Below are 16,878 nucleotides of genomic sequence, written 5' to 3'. Positions count from 1 at the left end.
CTTGTCACCAACTGACCGCACCGCGACGAAGGACGCCACGCTTGATCACGCAATCATGGACAGAGCCGCCCGTTTGACACACCCAGGGCCGGAACGGGCTGCTCGTCGCGAACCCGGACGGCTACCAGTACACGTTCGACGCGGAACGGTTGTGGCGCAAGAACCTGCGCGACAACGACGGCAACGGCCAGATCACCGTCGGCGACGGCGTGGACCCGAACCGCAACTTCGACGAGCACTTCAACTACGACAACGAGGGCTCGTCGTCCGCGACCGCGAGCGAGACCTACCGCGGCACCGGCGCGGCCTCCGAGCCGGAGACCAAGGCCATGCAGGGCCTGCTGACCCGGATCAAGCCGAAGTTCCAGACCAACTTCCACTCCGCGGCCCAGCAGATCCTCTACCCGCAGGGCTGGCAGACCGGGTCGCCCGAGGCCGACAACCCGATCTACGTCGCCATGGCCGGCACCGACGCCAAGCCCGCGATCCCCGGCTTCGACCCGGGAATCAGCTCCGACGAGCTGTACGTCACCAACGGCGAGACCACCGATTACGCCGACGCTCACGCAGGGACCGTGGCCTTCACGCCCGAGCTGAGCGAAGGCTGCGAGGGGTGTGGTTTCGTCTTCCCGGACGACGAGGCTCTCGTCGAAGCGGAGTTCCAGAAGACGCTGCCGTTCGCGTTGTCGCAGGCCAGGTCCGCACTGGACCCGAGCAACCCGAAGTCGTCGGTCGGCATCACCGTCGAGCCGTTCTACCTCGACCAGGCCGACATCGACCCGGAGAACGCGCCACTGTCCATGTTGGACTTCACGTTCGACGTCTCCTACGGCGACCCGCAGGAAGTGCGAGTGCTGGCGAAGAAGTCGCTCGGCGCGGTCCAGGCGAAGTGGCAGATCGGCAACGGGCCGGTGCACAGCACGACGACGTCCGAGTGGACCGGTGGCGAGAAGTACGGCATCGGCAACGCCAACTACTTCCACGTCATGCGCGGCACGGTGACCGGGACCACCCCCGGCGACCAGGTGAAGGTGTGGTTCGAGGGCGGCGGCAAGACGAGCAAGTCGTTCACCTACCGCGCCGTGTCCGAGTCGAACGACAAGGTGCTCGTCCTGTCCGCCGAGGACTACACCGGCGCGTCACCGAACCAGGGCGTCACGGCGCCGAAGTACGTCAACTACTACACCGACGCACTCACCGCCAGCGGCATCAGCAGCGACGTGTACGACGTGGATGCCAACGGGCGCAAGGCACCTGACGCGCTCGGTGTGCTGAGCCACTACAAGGCCGTCATCTGGTACACCGGTGACGACGTCGTCACGCGCGAACCAGGATGGGGCCCCGGCAACGCGTCGAGCCTCGCGCAGTCCGAGCTGTTCGAGGTCCGCGACTACCTCAACGAGGGCGGAAAGGTGCTCTACACCGGCAAGTACGCCGGGCACCAGTACGCGGGCGGGCACGGCACGCAGCTCTACGACCCGTTCGAGAACAAGCAGTGCAGCACGCTGGCCGACGCCGATCTGCGGTGCCGTCCGCTGTCCGGCTCCGGCGACGGTGTGAACGACGTCATCGAGTACTGGTTCGGCGCCTCCGTGATCAACGAGGGCACCGGCCAGGACGAGAACGGCGACCCGTTCGGCGTCAACGGCGTCGCGAACCCGCTGACCGGCGTCTCGCTGACCCTCAACGGCACCGACAGCGCGCAGAACCAGGACCACACGGCGTCGTTCCTGACCACGAGTGGCCTGCTGCCGGCGAACCAGTACCCGCAGTTCGCCAGCGACGTCGCCGCGGCCTGGGACCGTCCTGGCGGCCCGTTCGCGCCGCACTTCGGCGACTACTACGTGTACTCGCAGATCAGCGACGTGTCGTACAAGCGGCTGACGCGCACGATCACCGTTCCGGCTGGCGGCGCGCAGATGTCGTTCTGGACGTCGTACGACACCGAGGCCGCGTGGGACCACCTGTTCGTCGAGGCGCGCACCGCGGGTGGCACCAACTGGACGACGCTGCCCGACACCAACGGCCACACGACGAACGCCACCGGGGAAAGCTGTCCGGCGGGGTGGCGCGACCTGCACCCGCAGCTCGACCACTACCAGACCCTCAACCCCGACGGCACGTGTTCGCCGACCGGCACGACCGGTAGCTGGAACGCGGCGTCCGGCGGATCCGGTGGCTGGCAGCAGTGGAACGTCGACCTGACCGCCTACGCGGGCACCCAGGTCGAGGTCTCCATCGCCTACGCGAGCGACTGGGCCACGCAGGGTCTGGGCGTGTTCGTCGACGACGTCACCGTCACGACCGGTGAAGGCACCACGTCGTTCGAGTCCGGTTTGGACGGATGGGCCGCCACCGGTCCGCCGGCCGGAAGCGCTCCGAACGGCAACAACTTCGTCCGCACCACCGCCGCCGGCTTCCCGGAGGGTGCCGTCGTGAAGACCGCCGACACCCTGTACTTCGGGTTCGGCTTCGAGGGCATCAGCGACGCGGCGACCCGCAACACGGTGATGGCGAGGTCGATGCAGTACCTGCTCGGCTAGCGCTGCTGCCACTTCGGCACGGGCGGCGCGGTGTCAGGACCGCGCCGCCGCAGTGCGGGACGCCCTTGAGCAGGCATAACATGGAGGCATGGGTACTACCCTGGAACTGACCGACGAGGAGCTCGTCCTCCTTCGGCACGCGCTGCGCCACTACCTGTCGGAGTTCGGCCACGAGGAGGCCGACATCGTCCGCAAGGCACGCGCGCTGCTCGGCAAGCTGCCCGCGCCGGCGTCCAAGTAGCCGTCAGGGTTCCGCACCTCGCCGCGGCCCGGCGAGCGATGACGCTTGGCCTGGACCGCGCACCAGCCGAGGAACGCGCCCACGGGCGTGATCGTATGAGGCCGCCGACCAACCGGCCTCGCTCTTCCAGCCGAGGCGCCGCTGCCCTCTCCCCACTCCGTCAGCCGGCAGTCCCGATCGCCTCGTCGAGGATGCTCAGCCCCAGCGTCAACTCCTCCTCGGTCGCGGTGAGCGGTGGCGCGATCCGGAACACCCCGCCCATCCCCGGGATCTGCACGATGTTCATGTGCAGCCCCAGCTCCAGGCACTTCTGGGTGATCGGCGCGCTCAGCGACTCGTCCGCGATCTCCAGCCCCACCAGCAATCCGCGCCCGCGCACGTCCGACACCAGGTCGTGGCGCGCGGCGATGTCGTCCAACCCGTTGCGCAGGAACGTCCCGAGCTTCGTCGCCCGCTCGTCCAGCCGCTCCTCGACCAGCACGTCCAGCACGGTGTTGCCGACCGCGGCCACCAGCGGATCCGACACGTGCGTGGTGAAGAACAGGTAGTTCCGGGCGTGTGCCTCCTCCTCGATCTCAGCCGAGGTGATCACCGCCGCCAGCGGCAACCCGGCGCCCAAGGTCTTCGACAACGTCAGGATGTCCGGCACCACACCGTCGCGCTCGAACGCGTACCAGGTCCCGGTGCGGCACAACCCGGTCTGCGCCTCGTCGAAGATCAGCAGCATCCCGCGCTCGCGGCACTTCTGTCGCAGGGCGGCGAAGTAGCCCAGCGGTGGCTCGAGAATCCCGCCGGAACTGAGGATCGGCTCCACGATGCACGCCGCCAGCGACCCCACCGACTGCGCGTCGATCAGCTCGAACGCCAGGTCCAGCTGAGCCTGCCAGTCACCGGACGGCGCCGGAATCGCGAAGTTGCCCGGCGTCGCGGGCCCGTAACCCTTGCGGCCCGCGGAGTAGGTCGCGGAGGCCGCCGCGCCCGTCATGCCGTGCCACGAGCGAGCGAACGCCACCACCTCGTGCTTGCCCGTCACGAGCTTCGCCATCCGCAGGGCGGCCTCGTTCGACTCGGCACCGGTCGTCAGCAGCTGCACCTTGGACAACGAAGGCGGCAGCGACGAAGCGAGGCGCCGGGCCAGGTCCACGACCGGGCGCGAGAGCATGCCGCTGAACAGGTGGTCGAGGTTGGCGATCTGCCGCCGCACGGTCTCGACGACGCGTGGATGCGAATGGCCGAGGATCGCGCTCATCTGGCCGGACGTGAAGTCCAGGACGCGGCGGCCGTCCTCGGTGAACAGGAAACTCCCCGCCGCGCTGTCGATGATCTCGCGCGTGAACGTGCCGCCGTAGCGGACGAGGTGGCGGTCGGCGTCGTCCCAGAAGGTGTCCATACCCGAAAAGCTACGAGCGCCTGAGCATCAGGTCCATCTCACAATTCCACGCTCGCTGTTCGGTAATACTGAACAGCATGACGCTCAACCCGTGGCGGCTCAAACTGCTCAGCCAGCTCGACGCGCTGGGCACGGTCCGGGCGGTGGCGCAGGCCGCGAACCTGAGCGCGTCGAGCGTGTCGCAACAGCTCGCGGTGCTCGAAAGCGAAACGCGCACGCAGCTGCTCGAACGCACCGGGCGACGAGTCCGGCTGACGTCGGCCGGACTGATCCTGGCGCGGCGGGCCCGCTCGATCCTCGACCACATGGACGCGGTCGAGGCCGAACTCAGAGGCCTCAACGAGGAGCCGTCCGGACGCGTGCGGCTGGGCGGTTTCCAGAGCTCGATCCACACCCTGGCCGTGCCCGCGATCCAGCACCTGAACCATCCGCACCTGGACGTCGAACTGGTCGAGCTGGAACCGCACGCGAGCATGCCCGCGCTGCTCGCCGGCGAGGTCGACGTGATCATCACGACCACGGACTTCGTGGAGCTGCCGGTGCCGGAGGACGTCGACGTCGTCCCGCTCGGCCAGGACCCGGTCGTGCTGGTCACGCCACCGAACCACCCCGCAGGCGGCCTCAGTCAGTGCAAGGACGAGCCGTGGGCGTTCGACATCCCCGGCTCATACATGGCGAGCCTCGCGACGCGGCTGTGCCGGGAAGCCGGGTTCGAGCCCAAGATCGTCGGCCGGTTCAGCAACTACATGCTGACGCTCAAGCACGTCGAGGCCGGGCTGGCGGTCGCGGTGCTGCCCGCGCTGGCCGTCGACCCGAGATTCGACGTGGCGACGAAAGAGCTGCCCGTGACCAGGCGGATCACCGCGGCCGTTCGGCGGGATTCGCGCGCCGCGATCACAGTGGTGCTCGACGCCCTGCATACTCGGTCCCTGGACGGGAGGTGATCATGGGCAAACGGGTCACCATCAACGACGTCGCGAGCGCGGCCGGGGTGTCGCGGCAGACGGTGTCGCGGGCCCTCAACGACAAGGGCGAGATCGACGGCGACACCAAGCAGCGCGTGCTCGACGCGGCCAGGGAGCTCGGCTACCGGCCGAGCCGGTTCGCGAGGGGCCTGGTGCGACCGGACACCACCTCGATCGGCCTGGTGATCCCCGACCTGCTCAACCCGTTCTTCACCGAGGTCGCCGCCGCCGCGCTGGAAGCCGCGCGCGCCAAGGGCTGGCACGTCGTCATCTACGACACGGCCGACAGCGTCGACGAGGAGCTCAGCACGCTGCGGGTGATCGGCTCGCAGGTCGACGCGGTGGTCGGCTACTTCAACCTGCCGGAATCGGCGCTCGACCAGCACACGCACGGCATCCCGGTGGTGCTGATCGGCCGCGAGCACCACGCGCCGCGGTTCAGCTCCATCCGGATCGAAGGCGCCGAGGGCGTTCGCTCGGCCGTCGACCACCTCGTCGCCGCGGGTCACCGCCGCATCGGCATGCTCGACCACGCGCACGCCGAGCCCAGCGACAAGCACCAGTGGTTCTGCGACGCCATGAACGCGCACGGCCTGGTCCCGGACAAGGTCGCGGGCGCCGTGCAGTCGGTCGACGGCGGTGCGGACGCGTTCACCAGGCTGCTCGAAGCCCAGCCGGACGTCACGGCCATCTTCACGTTCAACGACATCATCGCGATCGGCGCGCTGCGGGCGGCCCGGCGGTCGGGCCACGACCTGGCCGTCATCGGGTTCGACGGCCTGCAACTCGGCACCGTGGTCGACCCGGCGCTGACCACCGTCGCGCTCGACACCCGCAGGATCGGCGCGCTCGCCGTCGAGCAGGCCGCCCGGCTGATGTCCGGCGACGAGCCACTGTCGGGTGAGGACATGGTCGTGCAGGCCTACCTGCTCCTGCGCGAGTCCGCCTGACCTGCTATTTCAGTGAGCGGGGGTTGACACCCTCACACGAAGGGGCTCATGCTTCGCGCCACGCCGTGAACGTTCACGGGAGCGTTCACGGGCTCCTCGGAGGGTCCCCGATGACGTTGACTCGACGCAGGTTCCTGACCGGCACGGCGGCAGTCGCCGCCACCGCGTTCGGCGCAGGAGCATGTAGCAGCCCCACCACGGCCAACCCCGGCCGCATCACGCTCTGGTACGGCACGAACTCGGTGTCGGAGAAGCTGCTGGCGCAAGCCGTCGAGCGCTTCCCCGCGCAGAAGCTGACGCCGTCCAAGGTCAGCGGTGAGCTGAACCAGCGGTTGCTCGCCGCGCTGTCCGGCGAGGCCTACCTGCCGGACATCACCCTGATCGGTGACGGCATCTCGACGTACTTCTCGGCCACCGACCGGTTCGCCGACCTGAACTCACTGGGCGCGAAGCAGGACGAACCGCGCTACCTGCCGTGGAAGTGGCAGGCGGGCCGCAGCCCGGACGGGTTCCAGCTCGGGTTCCCGATCGACATCGGGCCGGCCGCGCTCTACTACCGCGCCGACCTGTTCGGCGAGGCCGGGCTGCCCACCGAGCCGCGGGCCGTCTCCGCCGCACTGTCCACTTGGGACGACTACTTCGAGTTCGCCCGGCGGGTCAAGGACAAGCTGCCCGGCCGGTACCTGATCACCGACACGAAGATGGTGTTCACCTACTCGCTCGCGCAGGAGAAGCAGAAGTACCTCGACCGGCAGAACCGCTATCTCGCCGACCAGTCACAGGTGCGACGAGCATGGGACCGCGCGGTCAAGGCGTTCCGGATGGGGCTCACCGCGGGGTACGCGGGTTCGGCGAGCGGAGAGGGCGTCGACCGGCTCGCGGCCTGGAACAACGGCAAGGAGGTCAGCTTCGTCAACGCCTCCTGGATCACCGGCAGCCTCAAGCAGTCCGCGCCGGGCACCTCCGGCAGGTGGCGGGTGTGCGGTCCACCGGGCGGTCCGGGCAACCAGGGCGGGTCGTTCCTCGCCATCACGAAGTACTGCCCGGATCCACAGGGCGCCTACGAGATCGTGAAGTGGTTGCTGTCGCCCGAGAACCAGGCGGCCGCCTACCAGGAGCTCGGGTTGTTCCCGTCGAGCCCCGCCGCGTTCGACGACCCGCGGGCGCTCGCTCCCGAGGAGTTCTTCGGCGGCCAGGTGACCATGGAGGTCTTCGCCGAGGTCGCCTCCGAGGTCCAGGCGGTCTACTTCTCGCCGTACGACATCTCGATCAGCGACACCTACACCGACGAGCTCACGAACGTCGAGAGCGCGGGCAAGGACCCGGACCAGGCCTGGGAGGACGCGCAGACCGCCGTCGAGCGACTGCTGCGCCGGCAGGGGGTGCTCGCGTGAAGCGCAGGTACCTGCCGCAGTACCTGGCGATCGCGCCGTTCTTCGTGCTGTTCGCGGTGTTCGGCGTCTACCCGGTGCTGTACTCGCTCTGGTTGTCGCTGCAGCGGTGGAACGGCGTCGCCGAGATGAAGTTCGTGGGGCTGGAGAACTTCCGGTTCCTGCTCACCGACACCGCGTTCTGGGACTCGATCGGCAACACCCTGATCATCTGGGTGATGTCGACGATCCCCATGCTGATCCTGTCGATGCTCGTGGCACTCGGCCTGAACTCCGCGGTGCGCTGCAAAGGCGCGCTGCGGATCGCCTACTTCCTGCCGAACGTCACGTCGATCGTCGCGATGTCGCTGGTGTTCGGCTCGTTCTTCTCCAACGAGTTCGGTGTCCTGAACTGGTTCCTGGGCCTCGTCGGCGTGGATCCGGTGCAGTGGCTCAGTGATCCGTGGGCGATCCGGGTGGCCATCTCGTTGATGATCATCTGGCGCTGGACCGGCTACAACGCGATCATCCTGCTGGCCGGACTGCAGGCGTTGCCGAACGACGTGTTCGAGGCCGCGAAGCTCGACGGCGCCGGGCCGGTGCAGACGTTCTTCCGGGTCACGCTTCCGTTGCTGCGCCCGGTGTTGCTGTTCTCGGTCGTGATGTCGGCGATCGGCGGGCTGCAGATCTTCACCGAGTCGCAGATCCTGCTCGGCAACCGCGGTGGCCCCGAGGGCGCGGGCATGACGATGGTCCTCTACTTCTACAACACCGCGTTCGCGGACAACGACTTCGGCTACGGCGCCGCCATCGCGTGGGGCATCTTCGTCGTGGTCGTCCTCTTCTCGATCCTCAACTGGCGGCTCGTGCAGCGCCCGCCCAAGTTGAGGTCACAGCTGAAGGGAGCGGCTGAGTGAACCGCGCATTCACCTCGGCGGCGCTGGCGATCGGCGCGTTGATCACGCTGTTCCCCTACTACCAGCTCGCGGTGATGGCCTCGAACACCACCGCGGACATCTACTCGTCGCCGCCCACGTTCTGGTTCGGCGGGCACCTGGTCGAGAACATCGGCGAGGTGTTCGCGAAGATCGACTTCTTCGGCTCGGTGGTCAACACGCTGATCGTGGCCGTCGCGACGACGTTGCTGGTGCTGTTCTTCGACTCGCTGGCGGCCTTCACGTTCGCCAAGTACGACTTCCCTGGCAGCAACGTCCTCTTCGGACTGCTGCTGGCCACGTTCGTGGTGCCGACGCAGCTCGCGGCGATCCCGCAGTTCAGCCTGATGGCGGCGTTCGGCTGGGTCGGCGACCTGAAGGCGCTGATCATCCCGGCGGCGGCGAACGCGTTCGGCATCTTCTGGATGCGCCAGTACGCCCGCGGTGCGATTCCGGACGAGCTGCTGGAAGCCGCACGGGCTGACGGCGCGGGTTTCTTCCGCACCTACTGGTCGATCGGCCTGCCGGTGCTGCGGCCGGCGCTGGCGTTCCTCGGGATCTTCACCTTCATCAACGCGTGGAACGACTACCTGTGGCCGCTGGTCGTGCTGATCGACTCGAACCACGTGACGCTGCAGGTGGCGTTGTCGCAGCTCAACGGCCTGTACCTGAAGGACTACGCCGTCGTGATGGCCGGGACGCTGGTGGCGATCGTGCCGCTGGTGATCGTGTTCCTGATCGGTGCTCGCCATTTCATCCGCAACATCGCCGCCGGTGCCCTAAAGGGTTGAGCACAGTAAGGGCTGACAGTTGTACATCGAAGACATGGGTCCTGGTACCGGAACGTTGCCGCCGCGCGCCTTCTTCACCTCAGACGCGGCGTCGTTGTCGCTCAACGGGACCTGGGAGTTCCGGCTGTCCCCGAACGCGGCCTCGGCCGATGCCGGGGACGACTGGGGCACGATCACCGTTCCCGGCCACTGGCAGCTGCAGGGCCACGGTTCGCCCGCGTACACCAACGTCGTGTACCCGTTCCCGGTCGAGCCGCCGTTCGTGCCGTCCGAGAACCCGACGGGCGACTACCGGCTCTCCTTCGACCTGCCGGCCGAGTGGCCTGCGGCCGAACCGGCTGTGCTGCGGTTCGACGGCATCGACTCGTGCGGGCGGATCTGGCTCAACGGCACCGAACTCGGCGTGACGCGCGGCAGCCGGTTGCCGTCCGAGTTCGAGGTCGGCCACCTGCTGCGCCAGGCGGGGAACGTGCTCTCGGTGCGCGTGCACCAGTGGTCGGCCGGCAGCTATCTCGAAGACCAGGACATGTGGTGGCTGTCCGGCATCTTCCGTCCGGTGACTTTGCTGTCGCGGCCTCGCGGCGGTGTCGCGGACTACCACCTGCAGGCTTCGTACGACCACGTGTCCGGGCTCGGCACGTTGTCGATCGACGGCGCGCTGGTGAGCGTGCCGGAGCTGGGAGTGGTCGGCGCACGGTCCGCCGAGGTGCCGGTCGAGCCGTGGAGTGCGGAGAATCCCAGGCTCTACGACGGTTTCGTGCACACCGATGTCGAACGGGTGCCGGTGCGGATCGGGTTCCGCACGGTCACCATCGAGGACGGCGTGATCCTGATCAACGGCTCGCGCGTGGTGTTCCGCGGCGTGAACCGGCACGAGCACCACCCGAGGTTCGGCCGCGCGGTGCCGCGCGAGACCATGCTCGCCGACGTGCTGTTGATGAAGCGGCACAACGTGAACGCGGTCCGCACCAGCCACTACCCGCCGGACCCGCACTTCCTGGAGCTGTGCGACGAGTACGGCCTGTGGGTGATCGACGAGTGCGATCTGGAGACGCACGGATTCGGCGAGCTGGACTGGGCGGGCAACCCGAGCGACGACCCGCGCTGGGCTGAGTCCTATGTGGACCGCATGCGCCGGATGGTGGAACGCGACAAGAACCACCCGTCCATCGTGATGTGGTCGCTGGGCAACGAGTCCCACACCGGCCGCAACCTGGCCGCGATGGCCGAGTGGACCCGCGACCGCGACCCGTCCCGCCCCGTGCACTACGAGGGCGACTACGCCTGCGAGTACGTCGACGTCTACAGCCGCATGTACGCCTCCCACGCCGAGGTCGAGGAGATCGGGCGCGAACGCAGGCACGGGCTGCCGTTCGTGCTCTGCGAGTTCGCGCACGCCATGGGCAACGGGCCGGGCGGGATGCTGGAGTACCGCGAGCTGTTCGAGCGGTACCGGACCGTGCAGGGCGGGTTCGTCTGGGAGTGGATCGACCACGGGATCGAGGCCGGCGGGCACTACGCGTACGGCGGCGACTTCGGCGAGACGATCCACGACGGCAACTTCGTGATCGACGGGCTGGTGTTCCCGGACCGCACGCCGTCACCGGGTCTGCTGGAGTTCGCCAAGGTCTTCGAACCAGTCCGGATCACCGGCACTCCCTCCGGAATCAGGATCGAGAACCACTACGACCACATCTCACTGGACCACCTGCGCTTCCACTGGACCTACGAGGCCGACGGCACCGAGGTGGCGACAGGTGCCGTGAACGGCTCTTTCGCGGACCTCAGGTCCACGAAAGAGCCGCTCATGGCACACGTCCTCACGCCTTGGCGGCCACCTCGCGGATCAGGTTCGCGAGCTCGGCGGGCCGTTCGAGGGGGAGCATGTGTCCGGCGTCGGTCAGCACGACCGCGGTGCCGCCGAACTTGATCGCGTCGGACTCGGGCACCAGCCGGTCCTCGTCACCGACCACGGCGACCACGGCCTTCTCCTTGGCCACGGTCAGCCCTGCCTCGCGGTCGTACCGGTCCACGGCGGGCCGGAACAGCGCGACCGTCTCCGGCCACTGCCCCCACACCATGTCCGCGGTCAGCTCCACGTCCTCGTCCGCCGGCTGGTCTCCGAACAGCCACCACCGCAGCCCCGCGGTCTTGGTCGGCTCGATCCTCTCCCGCACCGCCCGCACGATCGGCCCGAACGCGCGTTCCAGCTCCCGGACGAGCTTCCCGACCGCCTTCGGCCACGCCAGCGACGACTCACTGCGCCCGCTCGCCGCCGTCGACACGAACACGTTGCCCAGCACCCGCTGCCGGAACAGCCGCGGCCGCCGCTCGGCCATCGCGAGCGCCGCCATGCCGCCCATCGAGTGCCCGGCGATGACGACCTGCCCCTGCGGCACCGCTCGTTCGATCAGCTCCCCCAGGTCGTCGCCGAGCTGCTCGATCGTCGCCGTCTCCTTGGTGGCACCGGTCGACTTCCCGTGCCCGCGGTGGTCGTAGGCGACGACCTGGAACTCCGGGCTCAGCGCGGCCACGACCTTGTGCCAGCTGCGGTGGTCGAGCGCGTAGCCGTGTGCCAGCACGACTGTCACCGGTGCCTCGGGATCGCCCGCCCGCACCACGTTGAGCTCGGTCCCGTCCTCCAGCCGCACCATCGGATTCCCTTTCGCCGTGTCGTCTGATCGTCCTAACGAGACAACACGGATCCGGTTATCGCCGTGGCGTCAAACTCGGCCGAGCACCACATCAGGGGGCAGCTGGCCGCCGCCCACTCCCGGCACGCCGCGGAACTGGTAGGCCGACGCCTTGCCACCCGCCTGGATGATCCACGCCTCCCCCGGCTCGGCCTCCGCGATCACCGACTCCAGGGCGTCGGCGATGTCCGAAGGCGTCAGCAGCGGGAACTCGACCGCGACGAACTCCTCTCTCGCCGCCCCGAGCAGCAACGTGTCCACGAAGCCCGGACACAGCGCGGCGACCACGATCCCGTCCGCGGCCAACGCCTTCCCCGCGGCCCGCACGTACCCGACGACCGCGTGCTTGGTCAGCGTGTACAACGGATCCGCGGGCATGGCGGCCAGCCCGGCCAGCGACGACGTGATCACGATCTTCCCGCCGCCGGCCCGCCGCAACGCCGGCACAGCAGCGCACAACCCGTACACGACGTGGTCGACGTTGACCCCGACGAGCTTGCGGTACCTGGCCACGTCCAGGGAGTCGATTCCGACCTGGCCGCCACCGATGCCCGCGTTCAGGTGCACGATGTCGAGCCGCCCGAACTCCTTCTCGACCTGCGCCACCACCGCGGGCATCGTCGAAGGATCGGTGACGTCACCGGCGATGGCGATCCCGCCGGCAGCGGAGGCGACGCGTCGTGCCCCTGCGGCATCGAGGTCCAGGACAGCCACCGAGGCGCCGAGCCGGGCGAGCCGGCGCACCACCGCCGACCCGATTCCGCCCGCACCGCCCGTGACCAACGCGACCCGGCCTGTCAGATCCACAGTGGACACAACGCACTCCTCAGCTGTTGCGAAGGAAACGGTCCAGCACGCGCACACCGAACTTAAGCGCATCCACCGGCACGCGCTCGTCCACGCCGTGGAACAACCCCGAGAAGTCGAGGTCCGGCGGCAGCTTCAGCGGCGAGAAACCGAAGTTCCGGATGCCGAGCTGCTGGAACGACTTGGCGTCGGTGCCGCCCGACAGCATGTAGGGCAGGACGCGCGCTCCGGGGTCCTCGGCGATGATCGACGCGGTCATGGCGTCCACCAGAGCACCGTCGAACGTCGTCTCCACCGGTGGCAACCCGACCCACTCGCGCTCGACGTCCGGCCCGAGCAGCTCGGCGAGCTCGCGGTCGAACGCCTCCTCGCGGCCCGGCAGGATCCGGCAGTCGACCGTCGCCTCGGCGGAAGACGGAATCACGTTCGCCTTGTAACCGGCGGACAACATCGTCGGGTTCGCCGTGTCCCGCAAAGTAGCGCCGATCATCCGCGACAGCGCGCCGAGCTTGCCGATCGAGCCCTCGATGTCGTCGTCGGGGAAGTCGAGCCCGGTGATCTCCGAGACGCCGTCCAGGAACTCGCGCACCGACGGCCGCACGATCAGCGGCCACTTGTGCTGGTCCAGCTTGGTCACCGCCGCGGCCAGCTTCGCCACCGCGTTGTCGTGGTGGATCATCGAGCCGTGCCCGGCGGTGCCCTTGACCCGCAGCTTCAGCCAGCGAATGCCCTTCTCGGCGGTCTCCACGAGATAGGCCCGCACGTCGTCCTTCAGCGTGATCGAGAACCCGCCGACCTCGGAGATCGCCTCGGTCACGCCCTCGAACAGCTCGGGCCGGTTCTCCACCAGCCACTTCGCGCCGAAGAGCCCGCCGGCTTCCTCGTCCGCGAGGAACGCGAACACGATGTCGCGCGGCGGCACGACACCCTCGCGCTTGAAGTGCCGGGCCAGGGCCAGCGTCATGCCGACCATGTCCTTCATGTCGACCGCGCCGCGCCCCCACACGTACCCGTCCTGCACCGCACCGGAGAACGGGTGCACGGACCACTCGGACGCGTCCGCGGGCACGACGTCGAGGTGACCGTGGACCAGCAGCGCGCCACGGCTCGGATCGGCACCGGCCAGCCGCGCGACCACGTTGCCGCGCCCTTTAGCGCCCGACTCGACGTACGTGGTCTCGTACCCGACCTCGGACAGCTTCTCCGCCACCCACTCGGCGGCCTTGCGCTCCCCCACCAGCGTCGCGGGATCACCCGTGTTGGTGGTGTCGATCTGGATCAGCTCACTGACCAGGGTGACTGCCTCGTCCTCGGCCAGCGCCAGTGCGTTCCCCAATGTGCTCACCCCGTCTTCCTACCACCCGTCAGAACACCGACCAGCCAGTGAGAGTGGTGAATCGGTCCAAGGCGTCCAACCCCGCCACGGAGTTGCCTCGTGCGTCCAAGGCTGGACTCCACACGCAGATCGCGCACTTCCCGGGCACGACGGCGATGATCCCGCCGCCGACCCCGCTCTTGCCGGGCAACCCGACCCGGTAGGCGAACTGCCCGGCGGCGTCGTAGGTGCCGCACGTGAGCATCACGGCGTTGACCCGTTTCGCCCCGCTGACGCCCAACAGCCGCGTGCCGTCATTGCGCACACCGTGGCGCGCCAGGAAGAGGGTCGCCCGGGCAAGATCAGCGCAGCTCATCGCGATCGAGCACTGCCGGACGTACTCGTGCAGCACGACGTCGACGGAGTTGCGCATGTTGCCGTACGAGGCCATGAAGTGGGCCAGCGCGCGGTTGCGATCGGAGTGGTCCAGTTCGGACTTGGCGACCTCGGGATCGACGTCGACCGAGGCGTTGCCGCTCTCCGCGCGCAGGAAGGCCAGCAGCCGGTCCGCCGCCCCGAGCCCGAGGTGGTCGGTGACGACGAGCGCGCCGGCGTTGATGAACGGGTTGCGCGGGATCCCCTGCTCGGTCTCCAGCTGGACCAGTGAGTTGAACGGCGACCCGGACGGCTCGCGGCCGACGCGCGCCCACACGTCGTCGTCCGAGTGCAGGGCCAGAGCCAGCATGAACGCCTTGGAGATGCTCTGGATCGAGAACGGCGTCAGATGGTCGCCGGCGCCGAAGACCTCGCCGTCCAGTGTGGCGACGGCGAGGCCGAAGGCGTGCGGGTCGATCCGGGCGAGGGCCGGGATGTAGTCGGCTACCTCACCACCTGGCGTGACCTCGGCGGCGATGCGGTCCACCAGTTGCTGGAGCTCCATGCCGCCAATCCCATCACGGGATCGGGAGGACTACGCCACCGGGAAAGTGTAGAAACTCGTGTTCTGACCGGCCTTGACAGTGCACGGAACCGTGATGGTGCCGAGCCACGTCGGGGAGCCGTCCGCCATGCGCGGCGTCAGCTTGAGCGTCGCGTTGCCGAGCGAGATCGTCGCCGAGCCCGGGTTGGCGAGCGTCATCGCCGGGAACGTGCCCGTGGCCGTCACGTCGAACGTGCCGCTGGACGGCACCGGCGTGTTCGGAATGGTCGACACCGACGTCAGCGTCTGGGTGGCGCCGCCGTTGGCGACCGGCACGTTGCTGGTCATCGTGCCGTCGACGGACTTCGCGCCGAGGAAGCCCAGCGTCGTGGTGGCGTCCTCGGACACCGTGCTCTTCACCGTGGTGTTGGACACCGCGGTCGGCACACCGACGGTCGCGGAGTCCGGCAGGTCCGCGGAGCTGACCGTGGTCGGCATGTCCTGCGCACCGATGAGCGTGAAGTTGCAGGAGTACGTGATGTTCAGCGACGCCGTCGCGGCGAAGCTCGGGACGGCCGTGGCGACGCTCAGTGCTCCGGCGGCCAGTACGCAGGCAGCGGCGCGTGCGAGGGTCTTCATCTGCAGGGACCTCCGTGAGTACGACATTGAACTGCAAGAAGGCGGTGTTGCTTTACTCGCCAGCAAAGTAACCAGCGGAGATTCCGCAAAGCAAGAGAAAAACCGCTTTTGTCACCTGCGTACGAATTGGCTACGAGCGATTTATCAGTCTCGATCCAATAAATAGTGCGCGCGCAGTGCCAGCTCCAGCGTGAACCGCTCCTCGGCGTCGTGCATTCGGTCGCCGAAGAGTTCGTCCAACTGGTTCACCCGGTAGCGAACGGTCTGCGCATGCACCTGCAGCCGGGCGGCCACCTCGGGCGCGCCGCCGCGTGCCGACAGCCACACGAGCAGCGTTTCGGCGAGCTTCGTCCGCTGCCGTTCTGTCAACGATGCCAACGGCGCCAACGCCCGTTCCGCCAGCTGCCGGGCCAGGAACTCGTCCGCGAGCACGGTCAGCTCGACCAGATGATCGGCGCAGTCGAGCACCGGGCGGTCCGGCAGCACCTTCTCGCGTGCCAGCGCCAGCACCCGGCGTGCGCAGGCCAGCGACCACGGCGCCTCGGCGGGCACCACCGGCAACCCGACCGCCGCGCGCCACCCCGGCAACGCGCGGCGGATCCAGCGCGACACCGCGACCGGGTTCGGCACCAGCAGGTACGGCGTGGCGTCCTCGAAGTTCACCAGGACGTCCGGCGGCAGGTCGTCCGCCGGTGCGGCAGACGGCTCAAGAGCGACCGCGCAGAGCCGGTCGGGCATCGGCCACGCCGCCGCGCCCGCCGCCTGCACGACGCTCTGCCAGTTGCCGGACGGATCACCGACCAGCAGCTCCATCAGCTTGCGCCGCTTGCGTTCCAGCGTCCCCGCCGCACTCGCCTGCGCGGCCGCGTACCCCTCGACCGACAGGCTCACCAGCTCGTCGACGTGCGCGATCATCGCCTCGCCGAGCACCGACATCTGACGCAACGACAGCTCGCGTTGCTCGGCGAACCCGCACACGTGCCGCCACGCCACCCGCGCGCCGATCCGGTACGCCGCCTGCAGGCTGTCGAGGCTGCGGCCGGACTTGAACTCCCACGCCCCGAGCTTGCGGTGGATGTCGTCGTGCGGGTCCGGTTCGGAATCCGGTTCGGCGATCATGTCGACGAACTTCACCAACGCCTGTCGAATGCCATCGACGACGTTGTCCCTGAACAGGCTGTATTCCGGAATCGATTTCTCGATCGCCTCGAAAATGCTCACCGAGACGGGCGCGACTTCCATTCGGAGCAACGGCGCGAGCTCCCGCGGGACCGATCTGCGCGGATCGTCCAGCCCAGTCACCCTCGCGAGTGTAGGAGG

15 protein-coding genes are annotated in these 16,878 nt (G+C 68.5%); 8 read left to right on the top strand and 7 right to left on the bottom strand.

The window, feature by feature from the left end; all coding sequences use genetic code 11:
* Positions 1-98: 98 nt before the first annotated feature.
* Together ABZX92_RS25365 and ABZX92_RS25360 are read left to right on the top strand one after the other, a co-directional pair.
* On the top strand, positions 99-2,543 hold the full coding sequence (locus tag ABZX92_RS25365) for a M14 family zinc carboxypeptidase (RefSeq protein WP_355564077.1): 2,445 nt from the start codon (positions 99-101) through the stop codon (positions 2,541-2,543).
* Positions 2,544-2,631: 88 nt separating this feature from the next.
* Positions 2,632-2,784: a hypothetical protein gene (locus tag ABZX92_RS25360; protein ID WP_355564069.1), complete on the top strand. Its 153-nt coding sequence runs from the start codon at positions 2,632-2,634 to the stop codon at positions 2,782-2,784.
* 160 nt (positions 2,785-2,944) lie between these two features.
* Here the strand turns inward: ABZX92_RS25360 and ABZX92_RS25355 are convergent, their stop codons facing one another.
* On the bottom strand, positions 2,945-4,174 hold the full coding sequence (locus ABZX92_RS25355) for an aspartate aminotransferase family protein (RefSeq protein ID WP_355564066.1): 1,230 nt from the start codon (positions 4,172-4,174) through the stop codon (positions 2,945-2,947).
* A 77-nt stretch (positions 4,175-4,251) separates the two neighbouring features.
* Here ABZX92_RS25355 and ABZX92_RS25350 point away from each other — a divergent pair, with 77 nt between their 5' ends.
* The 6 genes from ABZX92_RS25350 (at position 4,252) to ABZX92_RS25325 (ending at position 11,115) form a co-directional block, all read left to right on the top strand.
* Entirely contained in the window at positions 4,252-5,118 is an 867-nt protein-coding gene (locus ABZX92_RS25350) for a LysR substrate-binding domain-containing protein (protein WP_355564063.1), read from the top strand.
* A gap of 2 nt (positions 5,119-5,120) precedes the next feature.
* Positions 5,121-6,089, top strand: a complete 969-nt coding sequence (locus ABZX92_RS25345) for a LacI family DNA-binding transcriptional regulator (protein WP_355564060.1) — start codon at positions 5,121-5,123, stop codon at positions 6,087-6,089.
* A 110-nt stretch (positions 6,090-6,199) separates the two neighbouring features.
* The gene (locus ABZX92_RS25340; protein ID WP_355564058.1) at positions 6,200-7,483 is read left to right on the top strand and encodes an extracellular solute-binding protein; all 1,284 of its coding nucleotides are present in this window, start codon (positions 6,200-6,202) and stop codon (positions 7,481-7,483) included.
* Positions 7,480-8,376, top strand: coding sequence for a sugar ABC transporter permease (locus tag ABZX92_RS25335; RefSeq protein ID WP_355564056.1), 897 nt, complete (start codon positions 7,480-7,482; stop codon positions 8,374-8,376). Before ABZX92_RS25340 ends, ABZX92_RS25335 begins: the two co-directional genes overlap by 4 nt.
* Positions 8,373-9,185 (top strand): carbohydrate ABC transporter permease, encoded by an 813-nt coding sequence (locus ABZX92_RS25330; protein WP_355564054.1) that lies wholly within the window; start codon positions 8,373-8,375, stop codon positions 9,183-9,185. Before ABZX92_RS25335 ends, ABZX92_RS25330 begins: the two co-directional genes overlap by 4 nt.
* Before the next feature lie 34 nt (positions 9,186-9,219).
* Positions 9,220-11,115 (top strand): glycoside hydrolase family 2 TIM barrel-domain containing protein, encoded by a 1,896-nt coding sequence (locus tag ABZX92_RS25325; protein ID WP_355564075.1) that lies wholly within the window; start codon positions 9,220-9,222, stop codon positions 11,113-11,115.
* Here the strand turns inward: ABZX92_RS25325 and ABZX92_RS25320 are convergent.
* From ABZX92_RS25320 to ABZX92_RS25295, 6 genes are all read right to left on the bottom strand, one after another.
* Positions 11,006-11,839, bottom strand: coding sequence for an alpha/beta hydrolase (locus ABZX92_RS25320; RefSeq protein WP_355564052.1), 834 nt, complete (start codon positions 11,837-11,839; stop codon positions 11,006-11,008). The genes ABZX92_RS25325 and ABZX92_RS25320 overlap by 110 nt on opposite strands.
* 69 nt (positions 11,840-11,908) lie before the next feature.
* Complete coding sequence (locus ABZX92_RS25315) at positions 11,909-12,694, bottom strand: SDR family NAD(P)-dependent oxidoreductase (protein WP_355564049.1); 786 nt, start codon at positions 12,692-12,694, stop codon at positions 11,909-11,911.
* 10 nt (positions 12,695-12,704) lie between these two features.
* Positions 12,705-14,021 carry a M20/M25/M40 family metallo-hydrolase gene (locus tag ABZX92_RS25310; RefSeq protein ID WP_355564072.1) on the bottom strand — a complete coding sequence of 439 codons (1,317 nt, stop codon included), beginning with the start codon at positions 14,019-14,021 and terminating at the stop codon, positions 12,705-12,707.
* A gap of 28 nt (positions 14,022-14,049) precedes the next feature.
* Positions 14,050-14,940 carry a glutaminase gene (locus ABZX92_RS25305; RefSeq protein WP_355564046.1) on the bottom strand — a complete coding sequence of 297 codons (891 nt, stop codon included), beginning with the start codon at positions 14,938-14,940 and terminating at the stop codon, positions 14,050-14,052.
* 30 nt (positions 14,941-14,970) lie between these two features.
* Positions 14,971-15,558, bottom strand: coding sequence for a DUF6801 domain-containing protein (locus ABZX92_RS25300; RefSeq protein ID WP_355564043.1), 588 nt, complete (start codon positions 15,556-15,558; stop codon positions 14,971-14,973).
* 144 nt (positions 15,559-15,702) lie between these two features.
* The gene (locus tag ABZX92_RS25295) at positions 15,703-16,860 is read right to left on the bottom strand and encodes a helix-turn-helix domain-containing protein (RefSeq protein WP_355564040.1); all 1,158 of its coding nucleotides are present in this window, start codon (positions 16,858-16,860) and stop codon (positions 15,703-15,705) included.
* Positions 16,861-16,878: the final 18 nt, after the last annotated feature.

This window comes from Lentzea sp. NPDC006480 (assembly GCF_040611995.1).
Lineage (GTDB): Bacteria > Actinomycetota > Actinomycetes > Mycobacteriales > Pseudonocardiaceae > Lentzea.
Note: the sequence above shows the minus strand (reverse complement) of the source record. Positions and strands in the feature narration are given on the sequence as shown.

Excerpts from the sequence above, each read along its gene's own strand:
- ABZX92_RS25305 (WP_355564046.1), bottom strand. The coding sequence starts at position 14,940 with ATGGAGCTCCAGCAACTGGTGGACCGCATCGCCGCCGAGGTCACGCCA.
- ABZX92_RS25350 (WP_355564063.1), top strand. The coding sequence starts at position 4,252 with ATGACGCTCAACCCGTGGCGGCTCAAACTGCTCAGCCAGCTCGACGCG.
- ABZX92_RS25340 (WP_355564058.1), top strand. The coding sequence starts at position 6,200 with ATGACGTTGACTCGACGCAGGTTCCTGACCGGCACGGCGGCAGTCGCC.
- ABZX92_RS25300 (WP_355564043.1), bottom strand. The coding sequence starts at position 15,558 with ATGAAGACCCTCGCACGCGCCGCTGCCTGCGTACTGGCCGCCGGAGCA.
- ABZX92_RS25345 (WP_355564060.1), top strand. The coding sequence starts at position 5,121 with ATGGGCAAACGGGTCACCATCAACGACGTCGCGAGCGCGGCCGGGGTG.
- ABZX92_RS25325 (WP_355564075.1), top strand. The coding sequence starts at position 9,220 with ATGGGTCCTGGTACCGGAACGTTGCCGCCGCGCGCCTTCTTCACCTCA.
- ABZX92_RS25355 (WP_355564066.1), bottom strand. The coding sequence starts at position 4,174 with ATGGACACCTTCTGGGACGACGCCGACCGCCACCTCGTCCGCTACGGC.
- ABZX92_RS25320 (WP_355564052.1), bottom strand. The coding sequence starts at position 11,839 with ATGGTGCGGCTGGAGGACGGGACCGAGCTCAACGTGGTGCGGGCGGGC.
- ABZX92_RS25360 (WP_355564069.1), top strand. The coding sequence starts at position 2,632 with ATGGGTACTACCCTGGAACTGACCGACGAGGAGCTCGTCCTCCTTCGG.